15 protein-coding genes are annotated in these 15,689 nt (G+C 68.1%); 6 read left to right on the forward strand and 9 right to left on the reverse strand.

Translation table 11 applies throughout. From position 1 onward, the window contains the following. Positions 1-250 precede the first annotated feature (250 nt). The 3 genes from AB0B25_RS04145 (at position 251) to AB0B25_RS04155 (ending at position 3,363) form a co-directional block, all read left to right on the forward strand. Positions 251-769 carry a hypothetical protein gene (locus AB0B25_RS04145; RefSeq protein ID WP_357174398.1) on the forward strand — a complete coding sequence of 173 codons (519 nt, stop codon included), beginning with the start codon at positions 251-253 and terminating at the stop codon, positions 767-769. 56 nt (positions 770-825) lie between these two features. Next, the gene (locus tag AB0B25_RS04150) at positions 826-1,248 is read left to right on the forward strand and encodes a hypothetical protein (protein WP_357174401.1); all 423 of its coding nucleotides are present in this window, start codon (positions 826-828) and stop codon (positions 1,246-1,248) included. A 255-nt stretch (positions 1,249-1,503) separates the two neighbouring features. Further along, a complete protein-coding gene (locus tag AB0B25_RS04155) occupies positions 1,504-3,363 on the forward strand; it encodes a hypothetical protein (protein ID WP_357174404.1) in 1,860 nt (619 codons plus the stop codon). Between the two features lie 143 nt (positions 3,364-3,506). On the opposite strand, the gene AB0B25_RS04160 is transcribed toward AB0B25_RS04155, so the two are convergent. The 4 genes from AB0B25_RS04160 to AB0B25_RS04175 all read right to left on the reverse strand — a co-directional run bounded on the left by AB0B25_RS04160 (position 3,507) and on the right by AB0B25_RS04175 (position 6,465). After that, complete coding sequence (locus tag AB0B25_RS04160) at positions 3,507-5,042, reverse strand: HAMP domain-containing sensor histidine kinase (RefSeq protein WP_357174407.1); 1,536 nt, start codon at positions 5,040-5,042, stop codon at positions 3,507-3,509. Further along, a complete protein-coding gene (locus tag AB0B25_RS04165; RefSeq protein WP_357174410.1) occupies positions 5,039-5,287 on the reverse strand; it encodes a hypothetical protein in 249 nt (82 codons plus the stop codon). The genes AB0B25_RS04160 and AB0B25_RS04165 overlap by 4 nt, the downstream gene beginning before the upstream one ends. Before the next feature lie 110 nt (positions 5,288-5,397). Then, a complete protein-coding gene (locus tag AB0B25_RS04170) occupies positions 5,398-6,054 on the reverse strand; it encodes a class I SAM-dependent methyltransferase (RefSeq protein ID WP_357174413.1) in 657 nt (218 codons plus the stop codon). Positions 6,055-6,261: 207 nt separating this feature from the next. After that, positions 6,262-6,465, reverse strand: a complete 204-nt coding sequence (locus tag AB0B25_RS04175; protein WP_357174416.1) for a hypothetical protein — start codon at positions 6,463-6,465, stop codon at positions 6,262-6,264. Between the two features lie 451 nt (positions 6,466-6,916). Here AB0B25_RS04175 and AB0B25_RS04180 point away from each other — a divergent pair, with 451 nt between their 5' ends. Both AB0B25_RS04180 and AB0B25_RS04185 read left to right on the forward strand, forming a co-directional pair. Further along, on the forward strand, positions 6,917-7,747 hold the full coding sequence (locus AB0B25_RS04180; RefSeq protein ID WP_357174419.1) for a mycofactocin-coupled SDR family oxidoreductase: 831 nt from the start codon (positions 6,917-6,919) through the stop codon (positions 7,745-7,747). 179 nt (positions 7,748-7,926) lie between these two features. After that, positions 7,927-8,316: an STAS domain-containing protein gene (locus AB0B25_RS04185; RefSeq protein ID WP_357174421.1), complete on the forward strand. Its 390-nt coding sequence runs from the start codon at positions 7,927-7,929 to the stop codon at positions 8,314-8,316. A 28-nt stretch (positions 8,317-8,344) separates the two neighbouring features. Here AB0B25_RS04185 and AB0B25_RS04190 read toward each other — a convergent pair whose 3' ends face one another. Beyond that, the gene (locus tag AB0B25_RS04190; RefSeq protein ID WP_357174424.1) at positions 8,345-9,409 is read right to left on the reverse strand and encodes a DoxX family protein; all 1,065 of its coding nucleotides are present in this window, start codon (positions 9,407-9,409) and stop codon (positions 8,345-8,347) included. Between the two features lie 557 nt (positions 9,410-9,966). After that, on the reverse strand, positions 9,967-11,616 hold the full coding sequence (locus AB0B25_RS04195) for a class I adenylate-forming enzyme family protein (protein ID WP_357174427.1): 1,650 nt from the start codon (positions 11,614-11,616) through the stop codon (positions 9,967-9,969). A gap of 544 nt (positions 11,617-12,160) precedes the next feature. On the opposite strand from AB0B25_RS04195, the gene AB0B25_RS04200 reads away from it, so the two are divergent. Then, the gene (locus AB0B25_RS04200; RefSeq protein WP_357174430.1) at positions 12,161-12,931 is read left to right on the forward strand and encodes a DUF6319 family protein; all 771 of its coding nucleotides are present in this window, start codon (positions 12,161-12,163) and stop codon (positions 12,929-12,931) included. 1 nt (position 12,932) lies between these two features. Here the strand turns inward: AB0B25_RS04200 and AB0B25_RS04205 are convergent, their stop codons facing one another. Genes AB0B25_RS04205 through AB0B25_RS04215 form a run of 3 tightly spaced genes read right to left on the reverse strand, consistent with a single transcriptional unit; the run spans position 12,933 to position 15,597 of the window. Continuing rightward, on the reverse strand, positions 12,933-14,459 hold the full coding sequence (locus tag AB0B25_RS04205) for a GGDEF domain-containing protein (protein WP_357174433.1): 1,527 nt from the start codon (positions 14,457-14,459) through the stop codon (positions 12,933-12,935). Further along, positions 14,459-15,028, reverse strand: coding sequence for a hypothetical protein (locus tag AB0B25_RS04210; protein WP_357174436.1), 570 nt, complete (start codon positions 15,026-15,028; stop codon positions 14,459-14,461). The genes AB0B25_RS04205 and AB0B25_RS04210 overlap by 1 nt, the downstream gene beginning before the upstream one ends. Next, a complete protein-coding gene (locus tag AB0B25_RS04215; protein ID WP_357174438.1) occupies positions 15,025-15,597 on the reverse strand; it encodes a pyruvoyl-dependent arginine decarboxylase in 573 nt (190 codons plus the stop codon). The genes AB0B25_RS04210 and AB0B25_RS04215 overlap by 4 nt, the downstream gene beginning before the upstream one ends. Positions 15,598-15,689 lie beyond the last annotated feature (92 nt).

Below are 15,689 nucleotides of genomic sequence, written 5' to 3' on the forward strand. Positions count from 1 at the left end.
GGCACCGTCGAAATCGCGATCACCATCGGCCGCATCGTGGACACCCTGCAGAAGGCTTTGCTACTGATCATTCTGCGGGGTTGACCGCGTCCGTGCCGCCGCGCCCGCAGGGTCGTCGTCGGCCCAGTCGGCACCGCGTTCGGCACCGCAACGGTGGACCCCGGTGGTTCGAACCCGCTCCCGCAGCGCGATCAGGTCGATTACCCCGTAGGTAATCGACCTGATCGGCATTCTTTGCCAAGCTCGGGACATGGCGACGAATAACACACCGGGGCACCGTTTCCCGCTGGTCGGCGCGCTGCGCGGCCTCGCGCTGGGCCGCGTTGCGCTCGGTGTGGCCGCGCTTGCGGCGCCGCGGGCATTGACCAGGACGGTCGGCGTCGGCTCCGGTCCGGAGCTGACTTACCTGACCCGCATCTTCGGCGCTCGGGCGATCGCCCTCGGGCTCGGCTACCTGACCGCGCCACGCGAGGAGTTGTCGCGGTGGCAGCGGCTGGGGCTCCTGGTCGACGTGCTCGACACCGCGCACGGTTGCGCGCATGTCGCCCGCGGCGATGTGCCTCGCCGAGCGGCGGTGGCGATGGCGACCCTGACCGGGGGCTACATGCTGATCGGCGCGGCGAGGCTAGTCGGGGATCTGCAGGCGAATTGTTGCGGACGAGGGACGGCGACCTGCGGTGGCGGCCCGAGGCGCGAAGCGCGCGAAGGTAACAGCCACGCGGTGGTGACAGATATGGGTATGGCTGGGCCGGCGGTATCGCGATTCTGACGGTCGCGCGAGGACCGGCTGTTGCATCCGGGGCGTACCGATCAGAGGGGAAGATCATGTACACAGTCAACAGGTTGGCCAGAATCACGGCGGCCGTCGCAGTGGCCTGCGTTCCAGCGTTCGTTGCCGCGGGTGCTGCCTCGGCCGAGTCGGTCGAGATTCCGGTCCTCAACACCTCGGCGACGGAAGCCGGCTTCTGCTTCGGGACGATCCGCGGGAACGTCGACCAGGATTCCTCGTCGGGAATTCATCTCACCAGCGCGTTCGAAGGCATCGGCACCTGCGCGACGACGGCCCACATCTCCTGGCGCAATATCGACACCGGGGCCCGGGGAAACACCACGGTGAAACTGGTCGGCTCGTGGTACAACTCGGCTACCATCCCGTCGGGGCCGGGGCATATCGAATTGTCGGTTACCACAAAGGAATTCTCTCATTCGCCCGATTCGGTTCAGGTCCGGTACGTGATCCCGGGATAGTCGCCACGCCGACGGCTCGTACATCCGTATCGGGCGGCGGGCGGTCCGCGGATACTGCCCCGTCGAACGGGGACACAGGGTGCTTCACACATTCGTATGAGTCCGAGTCGTGGCGACGACGTTTGCGCGAGGAACAGGCTGCGCGAATCGGCGCCCATCGTGCGGTTGGTCGCGGTGTGTCCGATCTTCGAGGGAAACGCCGTGGTGTGATGGCGGCAGTTGCCCGACCCGGCCGAGACACTACGGTGGGATGGCATGGACACCGCTGCGCCCGCATTGTCGGCGTCGGAGTGCGTCCCTCCCGCGGCATCGTCGACGAAGATCCGGATCCGGCCGACGATGGGGAACGCACCGCCGGTGGTCGTCGCGGCCGGGTTTCTCCTCGTGTTGCAGCTGGTGGCCCGCTGGTGGATAGCCGACAGCGGGTACTTCTATTGGGACGATCTCATCCTCGTCGGTCGAGCGGCCAGATACCCGCTGTTGTCGACGGATCTGCTGCTGTACAGCCATGACGGGCATTTCATGCCGTTGGCCTTCGCTGCTGCCTGGGCGGTGACCGAGGTGGCGCCGTTGGCCTGGGCCGGGCCGGTCGTGGTGCTGCTCGTCCTGCAGCTCGGGGCATCGGTGGCCGTGCTGCGCATGGTGACGGTGTTGCTGGGCGCGCGGTGGATGATTCTGGTCCCGTTGATCTTCTATCTCTTCTGCCCGTTGACGATCCCGGCGTTCGCATGGTGGGCGGCCGCCCTGAACGCGCTGCCGCTGCAATTCGCCCTCGCCTGGATGATCGGCGATGCGGTGCTGCTGGTGCAGAGCGGTCGGCGTCGGTATGCCGTCTCCGGGATTGTGGTGCTCGCGGTGGCGCTGCTGTTTTTCGAGAAGTCGGTGATCGTCCCGTTCGTCGCGTTCGCCGTCGCGGTACTGACTCGATACGTCGACGGTCGCGGGTCCGCGATTCGAGAGGTGGCCCGACGTGCTGCGCCATTGTGGGCCGGATCGGGCTTGGTGCTGGTCTGCTGGTTGGTCGGATATCTCGCCGTGATCGGCGACCCCGCGATGCACACCGGTGCGCACGAAGTGCGCGAATTGCTGCCCACCGCGGCAACGCGGGGAGTTCTGCCCACGTTGCTCGGTGGGCCGTGGATCTGGGAGCGGTGGCTACCGTCGACGCCGTGGGCGGATCCGCCCGGCTGGGCGGGGACGTCGGCCTGGCTCGCGCTGGCGGTCCTGGTGGTGCTCTCCCTCGGAGTGCGGCGCCGAGTGGGGCCGGTCTGGCTGATGGTCGCGACCTACGTTCTGGTCGCCCAGCTTCCGGTGGCGCTGGCTCGTGGCGGACCGAATACCGCTGGGGAACTGATGCAGTCCCTGCGCTATTTCGCCGACATGGCAGTGGTGTCGGCTGCGGCGGCTGCGCTGATGGTGCGTGCCCGTCCCCGGGGGCGATCATCGCTCGGCCGGATGAACGCGGTGATCCCGGGCCCCCGCACGGCGGTCGCGGTGCTGGTGGTGTTCCTCGTGAGCAGTCTCTTGTCCACGTACACCTTCGTGCGATCGTGGCGTGACAGCCCGACCCGAACCTATGTCACGAATTTCAAGTCATCGCTGACCGCGTGGGACGGCGCGCCGCTGCTCGAGCAGGAGGTGCCGTGGAATGTGCTCAGTCCGCTGACATATCCCCAGAATCAGACCAGTCGGGTGCTGTCGCCGCTCGTCGCTTCCGGCGCATTCGCCGACTCGACGCCACGCTTGCGGATGATCACCGACACCGGCGAGATCGTCGAAGCGGTGGTCTGGTGGAATCGAAGCATCGTTCCCGGCCCGGAGCCGGACTGCGGGTATCGGATTCAGGGGGACGCGCCGGTTCGACTGTTGCTCGACGGGCCGATGATCGACCACGAATGGACCGCACAGCTCAACTATCTCGTGAATCGGGATGGTCTGATCACGGTCGGTCTCGAAAACGGCGAAGCTGTCGAGGCTCCGGTTCGGCAGGGGCTGAACACGGTGTTCGTTCGGGTGCGGGGTAGTGGATCGAGCCTCAGGATCGTTTCTCGCACACCAGGACTCGATCTGTGTGTGGGGGTCGGACCGGTCGGCGTCGCGTCCTATGACAACTGACCCCGAGTCGACTGGGGGATTCATCGTGTTCTGCGGTGGACATCCGCCGAGCCGACGTTTGCGGTCTGGACTGGCCGACCGTTGCTCGCTGACACCACCAGATGGGTGGTGCCGGGTCGGCCCGCGGCCGACCCGATAGTCGGTCAGGCACTGTGCTCGCGTGCCCTCGGTCCGGGCCCCGAGGGCACGCGGGGCAGCACGACCGTGAAAGTCGCGCCGCTGCCGGGTGTACTGTCCACTGAGACCCGGCCGCCGTGCGCGGTGACCAACCCCTGCACGATGGACAACCCGAGACCGCTGCCGCCGCTGGCGCGGGTGCGGGAGGAGTCGGTACGGAAGAACCGTTCGAAGACTCGTGCGCTGGCCTCGGGGGACAACCCGGGTCCGGAGTCGACCACGTCGACGCGCACGTGGTCCGGGAACGGTGTGAGCCGCACCGTGATCGGCGCCTCCGGCGGGGTGTGGGTAAGCGCGTTCCCGAGCAGGTTGGCCAGTACTTGGCGCAGGCGCGCCTCGTCGCCGATCACGTCCATCGTTCCTTCGCCGTCGCCGAGCACCAAAGTGATCGGTCGATCCGGCGCCGCCGAGGTCGCTTGCTGCCGGGCGGCCATAGCCTGGGCGTTGTGCACCGCGTCCCCGGCGAGGCCGAGCAGATCGACCGGTTTGCGTGCCAGCGGGCGTTTTTCGTCCAACCGCGCCAGCAGTAACAGGTCCTCGACGAGAAGTCCCATCCGTTCGGCCTCTGCCTCGATCCGCCCGACCACCATCTTCGTGTCAGCGCTGGCGCCCTGGCGGTACAACTCGGCGAAGCCGCGAATCGTGGTCAGCGGAGTGCGTAACTCGTGACTGGCGTCGGCGATGAAGCGGCGCATTCGTGTTTCCGAACGCCGGGCGGCCTCTTCGGACGCCTCGCTCGCGGCCACGCCGTGCTGAATCTGCGCGAGCATCTCGTTCAACGACTGGGCCAGATGGTCGACCTCGGTGTCGACGCCGCGCACCGGAACCCGCCGGTGCAGGTCGCCGCCCGCGATCGCGGCGGCGGTCTGTTCCACCACTCGCAGCGGCCGTAGGCTGCGCCGGATCACCAGGTAGCCGACCACGGCCAAGGCGAGTAGCGCGCTGGCGCCGGTACCGATCTCGAAGAAGATCAGTCGGGAGACGGTCTCCTGGTTATCGGTCACCGGCAAGCCGATGGTGGTCGAACCGAACTGGTTGGTCGTGGTCAGCACCCGCCAACGCACTGCGGAATCGTCGATGGACCGCACTGTCGTCGGGGTGTCGGCGGTCTTGCCGCCGAGATCCGGTGTGCCGGAGACGCTGTTGGCGCCGGGCACCTCGTACCTCTGCCCACCGGGGCCGGTGCGCGATTCGAAAAACCGGCGCGGCTGCTCGCCCGACGATCGGGGCTGGACCGGTGCGGCGGGCAGGTCGGCCGGAATCCATTGCGTATCACCATCATTGGTGATGACGCGCCGCATCGGACGCGGCTGCGCCCAGGAGCGCGCCGCGTCGTAGAGCTGCTCATCGGTGCGCTGGGTCAGTGAACGGCTCAGCGCGGAGGTCACCGCGACCCCCGAAGCGAACAATGCCGTCGCAGTCAGCATCAGCAGCAGCACGACGAGCCCCACCCGCAGCGGGACCGCCGAAACCCGCTGCGCCAGCCTAGCCCGCGCGTTCACGTCCGGCTCGGCCGTGATTTGCGCAGGACGTATCGCAGGCCACGCAACGGGTGCCGCGGCCTCGGTGGACTCGGGACGCGGTATCGCGGCAGGATGAACTCGGTGGGCGACACCGGCGCACTTGCCTTCCCCGCCGCGTGCCTGCTCTCAGGTTGGATCAGATCGGCCGTAACGATCCGAAGCAGCGATCTCGCCGGGTCGGCGCCGACGACGAGGACGTGGGCTTCGGGTCCGGTGCTGGTCATGGAACCCATGATCGGACTGCAGGCAGCGGGCCACCTCCAGGACAGCTGGGTGTTTCCTGTGAGCATTCGGCAACCGGACGACAACGGCCGTCTCGTCCGAATGCGCGCGGTCAGGCGCGGCGAATTCGCAGGATGTTGTCCTTGCGGCTACCCGGCTGGCCCTCCGGTCCGGGGTGCTCGCGCTCGACCATCTCCTCGACCTCCACCCGCCACTCGGAGTGGTCCAGCGCCATCCCCTCGCGCACTTCGGGGGTGGTCGGGAAGTGCACGTCTTTGGGCGGCTCCAGCACCCAGGTCGGCCATTCCGCGTGGCCCACGATCAGCAGCAGCCCGCCTGGCGCTACCGCCTCCGCCGCCCTGCGCAGGATCTTCGTCCGCTTATCGGCCAGGTCCGGCGGTGAGTGCAGATACTGCGCCGAGACGAGATCGAAACGTCCGGAAGGAAAGGTCTCGGCCAGATCGTGCTGCTGCCAGTCGATCGCATCCGATACACCCCGCTGTCGCGCCTGTGCTCTGGCACGGCCGAGTGCGGTCTCCGACACGTCGGTCGCGGTAACCCGCCAGCCGCGCTCGGCAAGCCAGATCGCGTCGGCGCCCTCGGCGCAGCCGAGGTCGAGCGCGGAGCCCGCCGCCACCGAGTCGAGTTCGCGGAGCAGCAGGAAATTCGGCCGACCCGACCAGACCTGCTCGCGTTCCTGGTAGAAGGCTTCCCAATACTCGACCGTCGTCGGTGTGGGCCGGTCGGCGTGGTGATGTGTCGCGCTCATGAAGCACACGATCCGCCGATGTGGGCAGTTCGGCAATTATTATTGCCAGATTGGCAACAGCGGAGAGCCGCGGCCGAGTCGCCTCGACCGGTCATCCAGGGGCCACCCCGGTCGCTGCCGTGGTACCAGGCCGCCCAGCCGCGAGAATGTGCTCGGCGCGGGCCGGGGCCCGCGCCTCGCCCGGTGACCGCGGTGGGCGGACCCTGGTCAATATTCGTCGAGGGGGTCGCGCAAGATCATGCCCTCGGCGGCGCGCAAGCGGCCGGTCATGGTCACCAGCAAGTCGACGGAATCGTCGGAAAGGCCTATGGCCGTATGGATCAGCCTGCGTAGCAGCAGACTGGAGAACAAGTTGGCCACGGCGGCATCATGCTCGGTCGGTGCGACGCCGAGCTGTCGGTCGAGATCCACGGCAAGGTACTCACAATCGGTTATCGGGCCCCAGGGACCATTGCGGATGCGCCCGACCGCGCACCGGAACGATGTGGAGACACCGGGCGGGATTCCTCCGGCGCGGGGAGCGTACATCGCGGGCACTTCGTGGCCGGCGCGCGTCGGAACGTTTCGCAGGGTGTTCGTTGCCGCGATCGGGTGGTCTCGCCGGTGTCGCAGACGTGCGCGATCCGGCGTCTGTTCGATCGAGGCAGGTCCCATTGTTGCACTGTCGCTATGGATTTCGGCAAAGTGGGTCGTCAGCGCGGACTCCGGTGCCCGGCGGGCGCGCGGCGTCGCGCGTTCGCTGTCGGGTTCCCAGCCGCGGGAATTCACCGCGACGCGCAGCGGTGGAAACTGGGAATCCACCGTTCGTGCGTGACACGATGGGTGCGGCCGAAACACATACCTCACTGATGAGGAGCCCGATGTGGCGAATCTCGACGACCGGGTAGCGGTGATCACCGGCGGTGCCAGAGGGCAAGGCCGGGCGCACGCACTGGCACTGGCGGGCGCAGGCGCCGACATCGTGGTGTGCGATATCGCCGAACCGCTCAGTGGTCTGCCGTATGCGCTGAGCACCGCGGACGACCTGGCCGAGACGGTCGAGCTGGTCGAGAAGGCCGGCCGGCGATGCGTCTCGGTACCGGCCGATGTGCGCAGTCAGGACCAGATGCATGCCGTCGCCGAGCGTGCGCTCGAGGAGTTCGGCCGGATCGACATCCTGATCGCCAACGCGGGCATCGCGTCCAACTCGCCGCTCGCCGAGATGGACGAGCAGATGTGGCGGGACATGATCGATATCAATTTGACCGGCGTCTTTCACAGTTTCCGCGCGGTGGTGCCGCACATGATCGAGCGTCGGTGGGGGCGTGTCGTCGCCACGTCGTCCATCGTGGCGCGGATGGGCGTGCGCAACGCGGGGCACTACGCGGCGGCCAAGTGGGGCGTGCTCGGGTTGGTGAAATCACTGGCGCTGGAGGTGGTGGATTACGGCATCACGGTCAACGCCGTGCTGCCCTCCGGCGTGGACACCGACATGATCCAGAACCCGGCCACGTGGCGACTCATGGTGCCGGACAAGGAGAATCCCACCCGGGAGGACTGGATGGCGATCATCGAATCCGGCCCCCCGAACGGGGATCTGATCCAGCCCGCCGAGGTGGCTGATGCGGTCCTGCTGCTGGTTTCCGAACACGGCCGGCATTTCAACGGGGAGGCCATGACGATTTCCGGTGGGCTGAGCGCGAATACGGTCTGACGGGAGCGCGCGGCGCGCGGAAACCCGTTCGCGGCACGCGATTCGGTCGCTCGCTAGTGCGCCGCAAGCCGAATGACGTGACAACTCCGGTGCTCACGTGCCTGTACAGACCTGCCCCACCGTGTTTCACTGGAGAGACACGGTCTGTGCCGTACCAGCGTCGGGCCAGGAGTCGACACATGTCCCGCCACACCGAACAATCTGATCCGCTGCAGTTTTCGGTGTGTCGACCGCGCCAGGACGTCACGCTACTGATGGTCGGCGGCGAGATCGACCTGGCGACCGCGCCTCGGCTTCGCGCCGAGCTGACCCGCGTCGGTGGCGGCCGGACCGCGACACTTGTGCTCGATCTCTCACCCGTCACTTTCCTCGCGGCGGCCGGCCTGACGGTGTTGGTCGAGGCGCAGGCCGAAGCGGTGCGGTCGGATTGCCGCGTCCTGGTGATCACCAAGGAACGCAATGTCGACCGCGTCCTCCGGATCACCGGCCTTTCCACGGGGTTTCATCTGGTCGGCTCGGTGGACGCGGCGCTCGCCGAGAGCGCGGCCGGCTACGGCGAGACCGCTTAGCGGAAGTCTCGTCGCGCCGCTCCGCCGGTCAGCGACGTCGTGCTTCGGCCTTATGGCGTGCGGAGTGTGCGGTCTGCGCCCCGCGATGCCGGGCGGCGTCGGCGATTTCAGGTCCGCGTTGCTTGGCGCGTTCGGCCAGCTCCGCCCCGCGCTCCTTGGCGATCTCCGTCCATTCCGCGCTCCGCTGCTTGGCCAGATCGGCCAGCAGCGCACGGCGTTCCTTGGCGATCTCGGCCCAGTCTGCGCCCCGCGCTTTGGCCACCTCGGCCCAGTCGGCGCCGTGTTCCTTGGCGATCTCGGCCCAGTCGGCGCCATGCCCCTTCGCGGTCTCGGCCCAGTCGGCGCCGTGTTCTTTGGCGAACTCGGTCCAGTCTGCGCCCCGCGCTTTGGCCACCTCGGCCCAGTCGGCGCCGTGTTCTTTGGCGATCTCGGCCCAGTCGGCGCCGTGCTCTCTCGCCGCACCGGTCCACTCCGGCCCGTGGCGTTGGGCGGCCTCGGCCAGCTCCGCACCCTTGCTCGCGGCAACGACGCCGAGCACGCGTGCCCGCTCGGCCGCGTCGTGTGCATGCTTGCGCAGCGCGGCGCCGGTCGCACTGTCCGAGGTCGCACTGAACGGCAGCGCCGCCGACACCGCGGCGGTGGCGTCGCGCGCGGCCCGGCGCCCACGCCAGCCCAGCGAAGGCCTGCCCTCGGTATCGGCAGTGGCGATCATCAGGCCGCCGAGCAGCCCGAGGTCCTTGAGGAACGCGGTCCGCTTCGCCGACTTGCGCGCGGGGTCCTGCTCGTTCCAGAAGTCTTGTTCGGTGACGGCCGCGGGCACGACGGTCGCGGCGAGCACCAGAGCGGCCAGGCGCGGCGCCTTGCCCAGCGCCAACAACACACCGCCGGCGACCTGGGCGGCCGCGTTGATCTGGACCACGGTCGCAGGATCGGCGGGCAGCTTCGTAGCAATCCCGTCGGGGAGCTGCCGCTTCCCCTGTTGGACCAGTTCGGTCGCCACCTTGACCCGCGCCTCCGGGCGCCGCAGCGTGTCGACCCCATCCACGACGAATGCGGTGGCCAGTAATGGCCGGGCGAGTCGGCGCAACAACATGACAAAACCCCTTCTCTCGATGTCCGTACAGATCGGTTTCCCGGCGAACTCCCGGTCAAACACGCCGGCTCTCCGGTGCGGATCCGATGAAATTCACGGGAGTCAGCTAACTAACAGCATTGCTGTGTGGCCGGCGAAGCGGGCCCGGTGGCCAGATCGCGGGGAGTGGGTTTCGGCCCGGGATGTGTCCCTGCGCATCCACCGTCGCGCCCGGCACGGCCCGGACTCGCTCATGGTCCGCGCCTTGCCGAACTCGGCCCGACTGCAGGCTCGCCACCGGCGTGACGTCAGAGGTCGTCGCCTGTCTCCCGGACGGCCGCGGTGACGGTGGGACGGTGTGGTGGCCAGAAAGCCGGTGCTGAACGCGGTGGTGTGGCTGTCGGTCATGCCGGGGCCACACACTTCCTGGTCGCGGCCGGATGCTCGGACGACCATGATCGGCCGCGATGATCGAGAGCCGGCTTCGCGCGGCTCCGAGGCGCCCGGTGGCGCCAACGGCGCTCGCATGCTGTCGACTCACCGTCGGTTCGTGATGACGGCGTGTCGTATCCGGCTTCTCACACCTCGATCTCCGTGCGCACGACCTTGCCGGTCGCGTTACGTGGAAGTGCGGTCGTGGTGAGCCGCCAGTGTGCGGGCACCTTGTAGTAGGCGAGTCGGTCGGCGACGAACGCGCGGAGCTCATCCTCCTGTGTCGCGATGCCGCTGTCGACGACGACGAGGGCGGCGACTCGCTGCCCGAGTTCGGCGTCGGGCACGCCGACGACCGCGCATTCGCGTACCGCGGGATGTTCCTCCAGGCACTGTTCGATTTCGGTCGGATAGACGTTCTCGCCGCCGCGCAGGATGAGATCCGAACGCCGCCCGGACAATCGCAGCCGGCCGTGTTCCAGGATGCCGATGTCACCGGTGCGCAGCCAGCGGTCGGCGGTGATCGCCTCGGCGGTCGCTGCCTCGTCCTGCCAGTAGCCGAGCATCACGTACGGACTGCGTACGCAGATTTCGCCTTCGGTGCCGTCGGCGACGGTGTTACCCGTGCTGTCGCGGATCTCCAGTGTGACGCCGAGGACAGGTCGACCGACGGTGTCCGGAAACGCGGCGAGTTCGGCCGGACTCGCCAGCGTCGCCGCAGTGCTGCATTCGGTGAGTCCGTAGCTGGTCACCAGCGCGTTTCGCGCGACAGGTAGCTGATCGCGCAGTGCCTTCTGCAGTGCGGGGGACGAGGGCGCCGAGTTGAGCGAGAACGCGGCCAACGAGGACAAGTCGTAGGCGGACAGGTCGAGTTCGAGCATCCTGGTGGCCATGGTCGGCATAGCGCCCCAGTTGGTGATCTGTTCGCGCTCGATCAGCCGCAGCACCCGGTCGGCGTCGAACGATCCCTGGTGGATCACGGCCGCGTCGCCGGTGACCAGCCGGGGCGCCACCAGGTTGTGCAGGCTGGCGATATGGAACAGCGGCGAGGTGAGCAGGTAGCGGCGCCCGGTCGGCAGGTCGCCCGTCCCGGTGAGTTCCGCGGCGAGCGCGTCGTTGAACACGTGATAGTCGATGACCGCCAGCAGGTTTCGGTGCGAGTGCACCGCGCCCTTGGGGCGCCCGCTGGTGCCGCTGGTGTAGAGGACCACCGCCGGGTCGTCCTCGTCGATCGTGGCCTGCGGCAACTCGGCGGTGCGGTAATCGGCCAGCAGCGTCGGGACGTCGTGCTCCATCGTGAGCACGGGGATCCGAATGCCCAGTTGCGCCACCAGCGCGGCGCGCTTCGCATCGACCACGAGCACGGCAGGGCTGGTGTGGTCGAGGCCGTAGCCGATCTCGCGTGGCGCCCACCACGCGTTGTAGCCGACCGCGATGGCGCCGAGCGCCTGTGCCGCCCAGAACGTCAGAACCCATTCGGGTGTGTTCGCCGCGAGAATGCCGATACGGTCGCCCTTCCGGACGCCGTAACGTTCCCGCAGAGCCGTGGCCAGTGCCGCGACGGCGGCCGCGTGCTCGGTGAAGGACCAGCGGTGCTCCGTGGTGACCAGGTAATCGCGATCGCCGTGCGTGCTCGAAGCGGCGAGCACCGCGGCCAGCGAGCTGCTGCGGCGCCGCAGCACCGGCATCGGCACGCCCAGCACCTCCTCGACCACCATTTCGAAACGTCCGCCGGGCCCGGTCAGTCGGGCCGCCGCCTCCGCCACGGACTCCTGCGGATCGAAAGGCTTTGTCATATCGACTACTTCCTCGTCAGTGCGCGGGGTCGGTTCGTCATGACCGGGAGACCGAGACCTCGGCCGGTGGCTGGGCCGCACTCCAGTCGGTCGAGGGGACCGAGTCGGCCGGACCGCGGCACCGGTTCGATGTGCGGGATCGTCGGGTTGGGTTGCGAGGATGCTCGAGTACGCCGGGGCCGGTCGACCGCACACCGACACCATCCGTGCGCCGCCGTCGCGTGCGGGCAGGTGTCGCGATGATCGGTGCCGTCATTCACGGTCCTCGTGCCGGTGGTCGTCACCTACCCGTGGTGGCGCCCGAACCGGCACCGAACTGTCCAGCGCGGTCGGGCGTCGGAGTGACGTAGGTAACAGGTTGGAGCGTACGAAAGTTCCTCCTCGCGCGCCATCCCAATGCGGCCCACGGCATGTAGCCAAGGGTTCGCTGTCGGTGCTCCGTCACGTCTTCGCCGACTCGATTCGGTGGTGGCCGGAGAAACTGTCGGAGCCGTACGGCATCATCTGTGCACGCAGCCATCCACGAATACCGCTCGGAGTCATCATGCCGTCGCCCAGAACCAAGCCGCAGCCCTTGTCGGACAGCGAGATTCAACAGATCGCCACGGACATCGCCGGTGGCAGTCCGCCCATGGTGTGGTTCACCGCGGCTGCGGTCGGAGTGCCGGAGGGGCGGTCGGGAAAGGTGATCGCACTCGGCGACCCGGCGGACGGGGATTTCTTGCAGGTCCGGCCGACCGGCTCGAAGGATGTACTGTCCTTCTCTCCGACCGAGGTGACGCTGACCAAGCCGCCGCGCGGGGCGGCCGCCGTAGCCACTGCCCCATCGAAGTCGACAACAGGGAAGGAACCCACTGTGACTCAGCCGTCAACCGTGACGAGCATCGCGACACCGCCCGTGCCGGGGAGTGCCGTTACGCCGCCGAGTACCCCCAAGCCATTGGGGAGCGCGCCGGATTCGGGTGAAAAGGACGGTGCGGTCAAGGCCGCTGCCAAGCAGGGGTCGGCGGCGTCCAAGCCCGCCAAGGCGCCTGCCGCTCGGAAGACGAAGGCCCCCGAGGTCACCGTGACGCTGACCGGCACCGCCGACGGTGAATGGACGGTCGATGTGGTCAGCGGCAAAAAGCGGACGCTGCGCGGACTTCCGGTGAACAGTTCGGCGGTGGCGCAGGCCGCCAAGGTACTCCACCCCGAGGTCGCCGATGTAGTCGCCGGCATTCTCGACGCGGCGCGCGGCGTGCAGGAAGCCAAGGTTCAGCAGTTGCAGGCGGAGCTGGAGGAGGCCAGGCGCCTGCTGGAGGAGTTGAGCGACTGATTCACACCGCGGTGGTGGTGGATCGACCAGCCGGGTGCCCGATCGGGCGCCTCGGTTCGGCGGTCGCCTGCCGTACGTCGTCCTGGAAGGCGTAGCCGAGCGAGTACTCCTTCGCGAAATACATGGCCGCGTCCGCCTCGCGGATCAGGTCCTCGGTGCCGGTGTCCGAGCTGCGCGGACCGACGCACGCGATACCGATGCTCGCGGTGATCGGGATCTCGCCGGCGCTCAGCGCGAACGGTCGGACGAACGCGCCGATCAGGCGTTCGGCCAGTACCGCGGCTTCGTGCCGGGCGAGCTGGGACAGTACGACGAACTCGTCGCCGCCGTACCGGGACACCACATCCTCGCGGCACACCACATGCCGGATCCGGGCGGCCGCGGTCGCGATCAGCTCGTCGCCGACCGCGTGGCCGTAGCTGTCGTTGACCATCTTGAAGTCGTCCAAGTCGATGAACAGCAGGCAGATCGGCTGCTGGGTCCACTGTTCCGGATCGTGCAGCGCGCGCAGCAGCGCGGCCCGGTTCAGCAGGCCGGTCAGCATGTCGTGGTCGGCTTGATACTGCGCGCGTCGCTCGCTGCGGGCGCTGCGCACGATGGCGCGCTCGCTGCGCACCAATACACCAGTCAGCAGCAGCGCGAACAGCGAGGAGACCACCACACGGTCGAGCGGTTCCAAGCTGGACCCGACCGCAGGGACCAGCGCGGCCACGATCAGCGCGACCGCGATGAAGCTGGCACGCTGCCTGGAGTGGTGCGGATGGATTCGCCGGGGTGTCCCGAGCGCGGCCATGGTCGGGTGCAGTGCCGCGACGCCCACGGTGGCATAGGCGGCCAACAGCGGGGCGAGCAGGACCTCGCGCCGCACGGCAGTACCCACGGTCTCCAGGCTGTAGCCCAGGTCGCCGAGCAGCAGCGCGATCAGCCCGGCGTGCAACAGCCGCAGCGAGGTCTCCGAGCGGGTCGAGGTGGCAACCGAATGTGCGACCACCGTGAGCAGAATGGCGTCGAGCACCGGATAGAGTGCCGCCACCAGCGTGTCCATCATGGCGGCGTGCGACTGCAGGATCGGTGAGATGAGAAAGGTCCAGGAAGCCAGCAGCGCGCCGAGTCCGATCAATCCGGAGTCGAGCATCAGGTCGTAGTTACCGCGCACCTGGCATGGCCCGAGCCAGATCAGCGCGGCGAGGCCGACCCCGAGATAGCCGAGCAGGGTGAAGAGGTCATCGATCGGGTGGACCGAATGTTCGGACACGCCGCGCAGTGTGGTCCCCGTCGCGAACAGCACGGCGGAGGCGGCCAGCAGATACCAGGGCAGCGGATGGGTGGGCCGGTGGATGTGTAACCCGACGGCGATCATCGCGAGCGTCGAGCTGACGATCGCCACCATGGTCACGAAAGCGACCACCGGCGAGTCGACCGCCAGTTGTGTGGCGATCGCGGCCGCGCTTCCCCCCAGAAGCACTGCGTACCAGCGAAAACCGAGGCGCCGCCGCGGGCGAGCCGGATGCTCTTCGCTGCGTGTCATCAGCCCCCCTCGGTCGCTCCATCCCCTGTGAACCGGGCGGCATAGTAGATCTGTGAATCCTCTACCGCAACTTCGACATTCGCCTGCTCGTCGAGCGCCGCTCGAATGCTGTCGGCGAGCGAGTAGCGAGTGTTGTTGTACGAACAGATGTCCCAACCGACCGTCGCGCGTTCGGCAACCATGACCTGGACAACTGATTCGATCATGGCATGGAAAGCTGCCCCTTGTCGTGCACTTGGGACAACAAGGGTGAAACCGGCATAGTAGATCGCCGCGCGCGCCGCGTGTTCGGGATAGCGCGCCGCGAAGTAGTCCGGGCTGATCCACGGAACGGTCTCCAGATGCCTGGTCAGCGTGGTCACGCCGATGGGCTCGCCGGAGCCGAGGCGTGCCACGTGCTTGTGCACGCGGGGGTCGACCATCTCCGCATGGAATTCTTCGGGATGAAGCACCTGGCGTGCGATCGCCTTGGTCCGCAACGGGCCGAACGCCTCCTCGTAGAGGCGGGCGAACAGATCGATCCGCTCGTCCGGAATCGTCGTCTCGACGGTGACGTAGACCTCGCTCACCACGGGCTCCATGGCGCGGTGTGGTAGGCGGCGAGGACGAGCGCGCAGGTCGGATCGCCCGCCGAGGTGGTCTCGGTGGTGCACAGGTGCGGCGGGCCGAAGGGCCCCGGCCGGTGGCGAGTCATCGCGGTCAGGCTGGACCGGATCAAGTCGTTCACCTCTTCGGCGGTCTCGCCCTCGTGCTCCACGAAAAGCCCTGCGCCGGTGCCGTCGTCGCGCAGTGCCCAGCCGATGCCCGCGGCGGCGGTCGCGCCGGGCTCGTTCGTGTGCCGCACCGCGTACACGCAGTAGAGGCGGTCACCCCAGGAGATCGGGGTGCGCACCCGGCCGATGCGTTCCAGCGTGGCACGCGGCGGAATGACCGACGACAGTCGGATCAAGTTGGCCTCACCCACTCCCAGGCGGCGCAGCGCGGCGTCGAAGGCCGCCATGGCGGTCGGCCCGACCCCGGTCGCGGCGCCTATCTCGATCGTCAGCGATGCGCTCGGCATCGGCCCTGCCATCGGCGGGCCCCAGCGATCGATCCAGCGCCGTCCACTCGGACCGCCCAGTGGGGTGTTGTGCAGCATAATGCCCTCCGAAACAGCTCGACCCCGATGTGCAGGCTGACATCGCGTCAAAATCGACTGTGCGTCAGGAAGGCTCGCCGCGCATCTCGAGC

Origin of the sequence: Nocardia sp. NPDC049190 (assembly GCF_040648115.1) — a bacterium.
Lineage (GTDB): Bacteria > Actinomycetota > Actinomycetes > Mycobacteriales > Mycobacteriaceae > Nocardia.

What these genes read in the sequence shown, in the direction of transcription:
- AB0B25_RS04145 (WP_357174398.1), top strand. Translation starts at nt 251, where the DNA reads ATGGCGACGAATAACACACCGGGGCACCGTTTCCCGCTGGTCGGCGCG.
- AB0B25_RS04150 (WP_357174401.1), top strand. Translation starts at nt 826, where the DNA reads ATGTACACAGTCAACAGGTTGGCCAGAATCACGGCGGCCGTCGCAGTG.
- AB0B25_RS04155 (WP_357174404.1), top strand. Translation starts at nt 1,504, where the DNA reads ATGGACACCGCTGCGCCCGCATTGTCGGCGTCGGAGTGCGTCCCTCCC.
- AB0B25_RS04165 (WP_357174410.1), bottom strand. Translation starts at nt 5,287, where the DNA reads ATGACCAGCACCGGACCCGAAGCCCACGTCCTCGTCGTCGGCGCCGAC.
- AB0B25_RS04170 (WP_357174413.1), bottom strand. Translation starts at nt 6,054, where the DNA reads ATGAGCGCGACACATCACCACGCCGACCGGCCCACACCGACGACGGTC.
- AB0B25_RS04185 (WP_357174421.1), top strand. Translation starts at nt 7,927, where the DNA reads ATGTCCCGCCACACCGAACAATCTGATCCGCTGCAGTTTTCGGTGTGT.
- AB0B25_RS04190 (WP_357174424.1), bottom strand. Translation starts at nt 9,409, where the DNA reads ATGTTGTTGCGCCGACTCGCCCGGCCATTACTGGCCACCGCATTCGTC.
- AB0B25_RS04195 (WP_357174427.1), bottom strand. Translation starts at nt 11,616, where the DNA reads ATGACAAAGCCTTTCGATCCGCAGGAGTCCGTGGCGGAGGCGGCGGCC.
- AB0B25_RS04200 (WP_357174430.1), top strand. Translation starts at nt 12,161, where the DNA reads ATGCCGTCGCCCAGAACCAAGCCGCAGCCCTTGTCGGACAGCGAGATT.
- AB0B25_RS04205 (WP_357174433.1), bottom strand. Translation starts at nt 14,459, where the DNA reads ATGACACGCAGCGAAGAGCATCCGGCTCGCCCGCGGCGGCGCCTCGGT.
- AB0B25_RS04215 (WP_357174438.1), bottom strand. Translation starts at nt 15,597, where the DNA reads ATGCTGCACAACACCCCACTGGGCGGTCCGAGTGGACGGCGCTGGATC.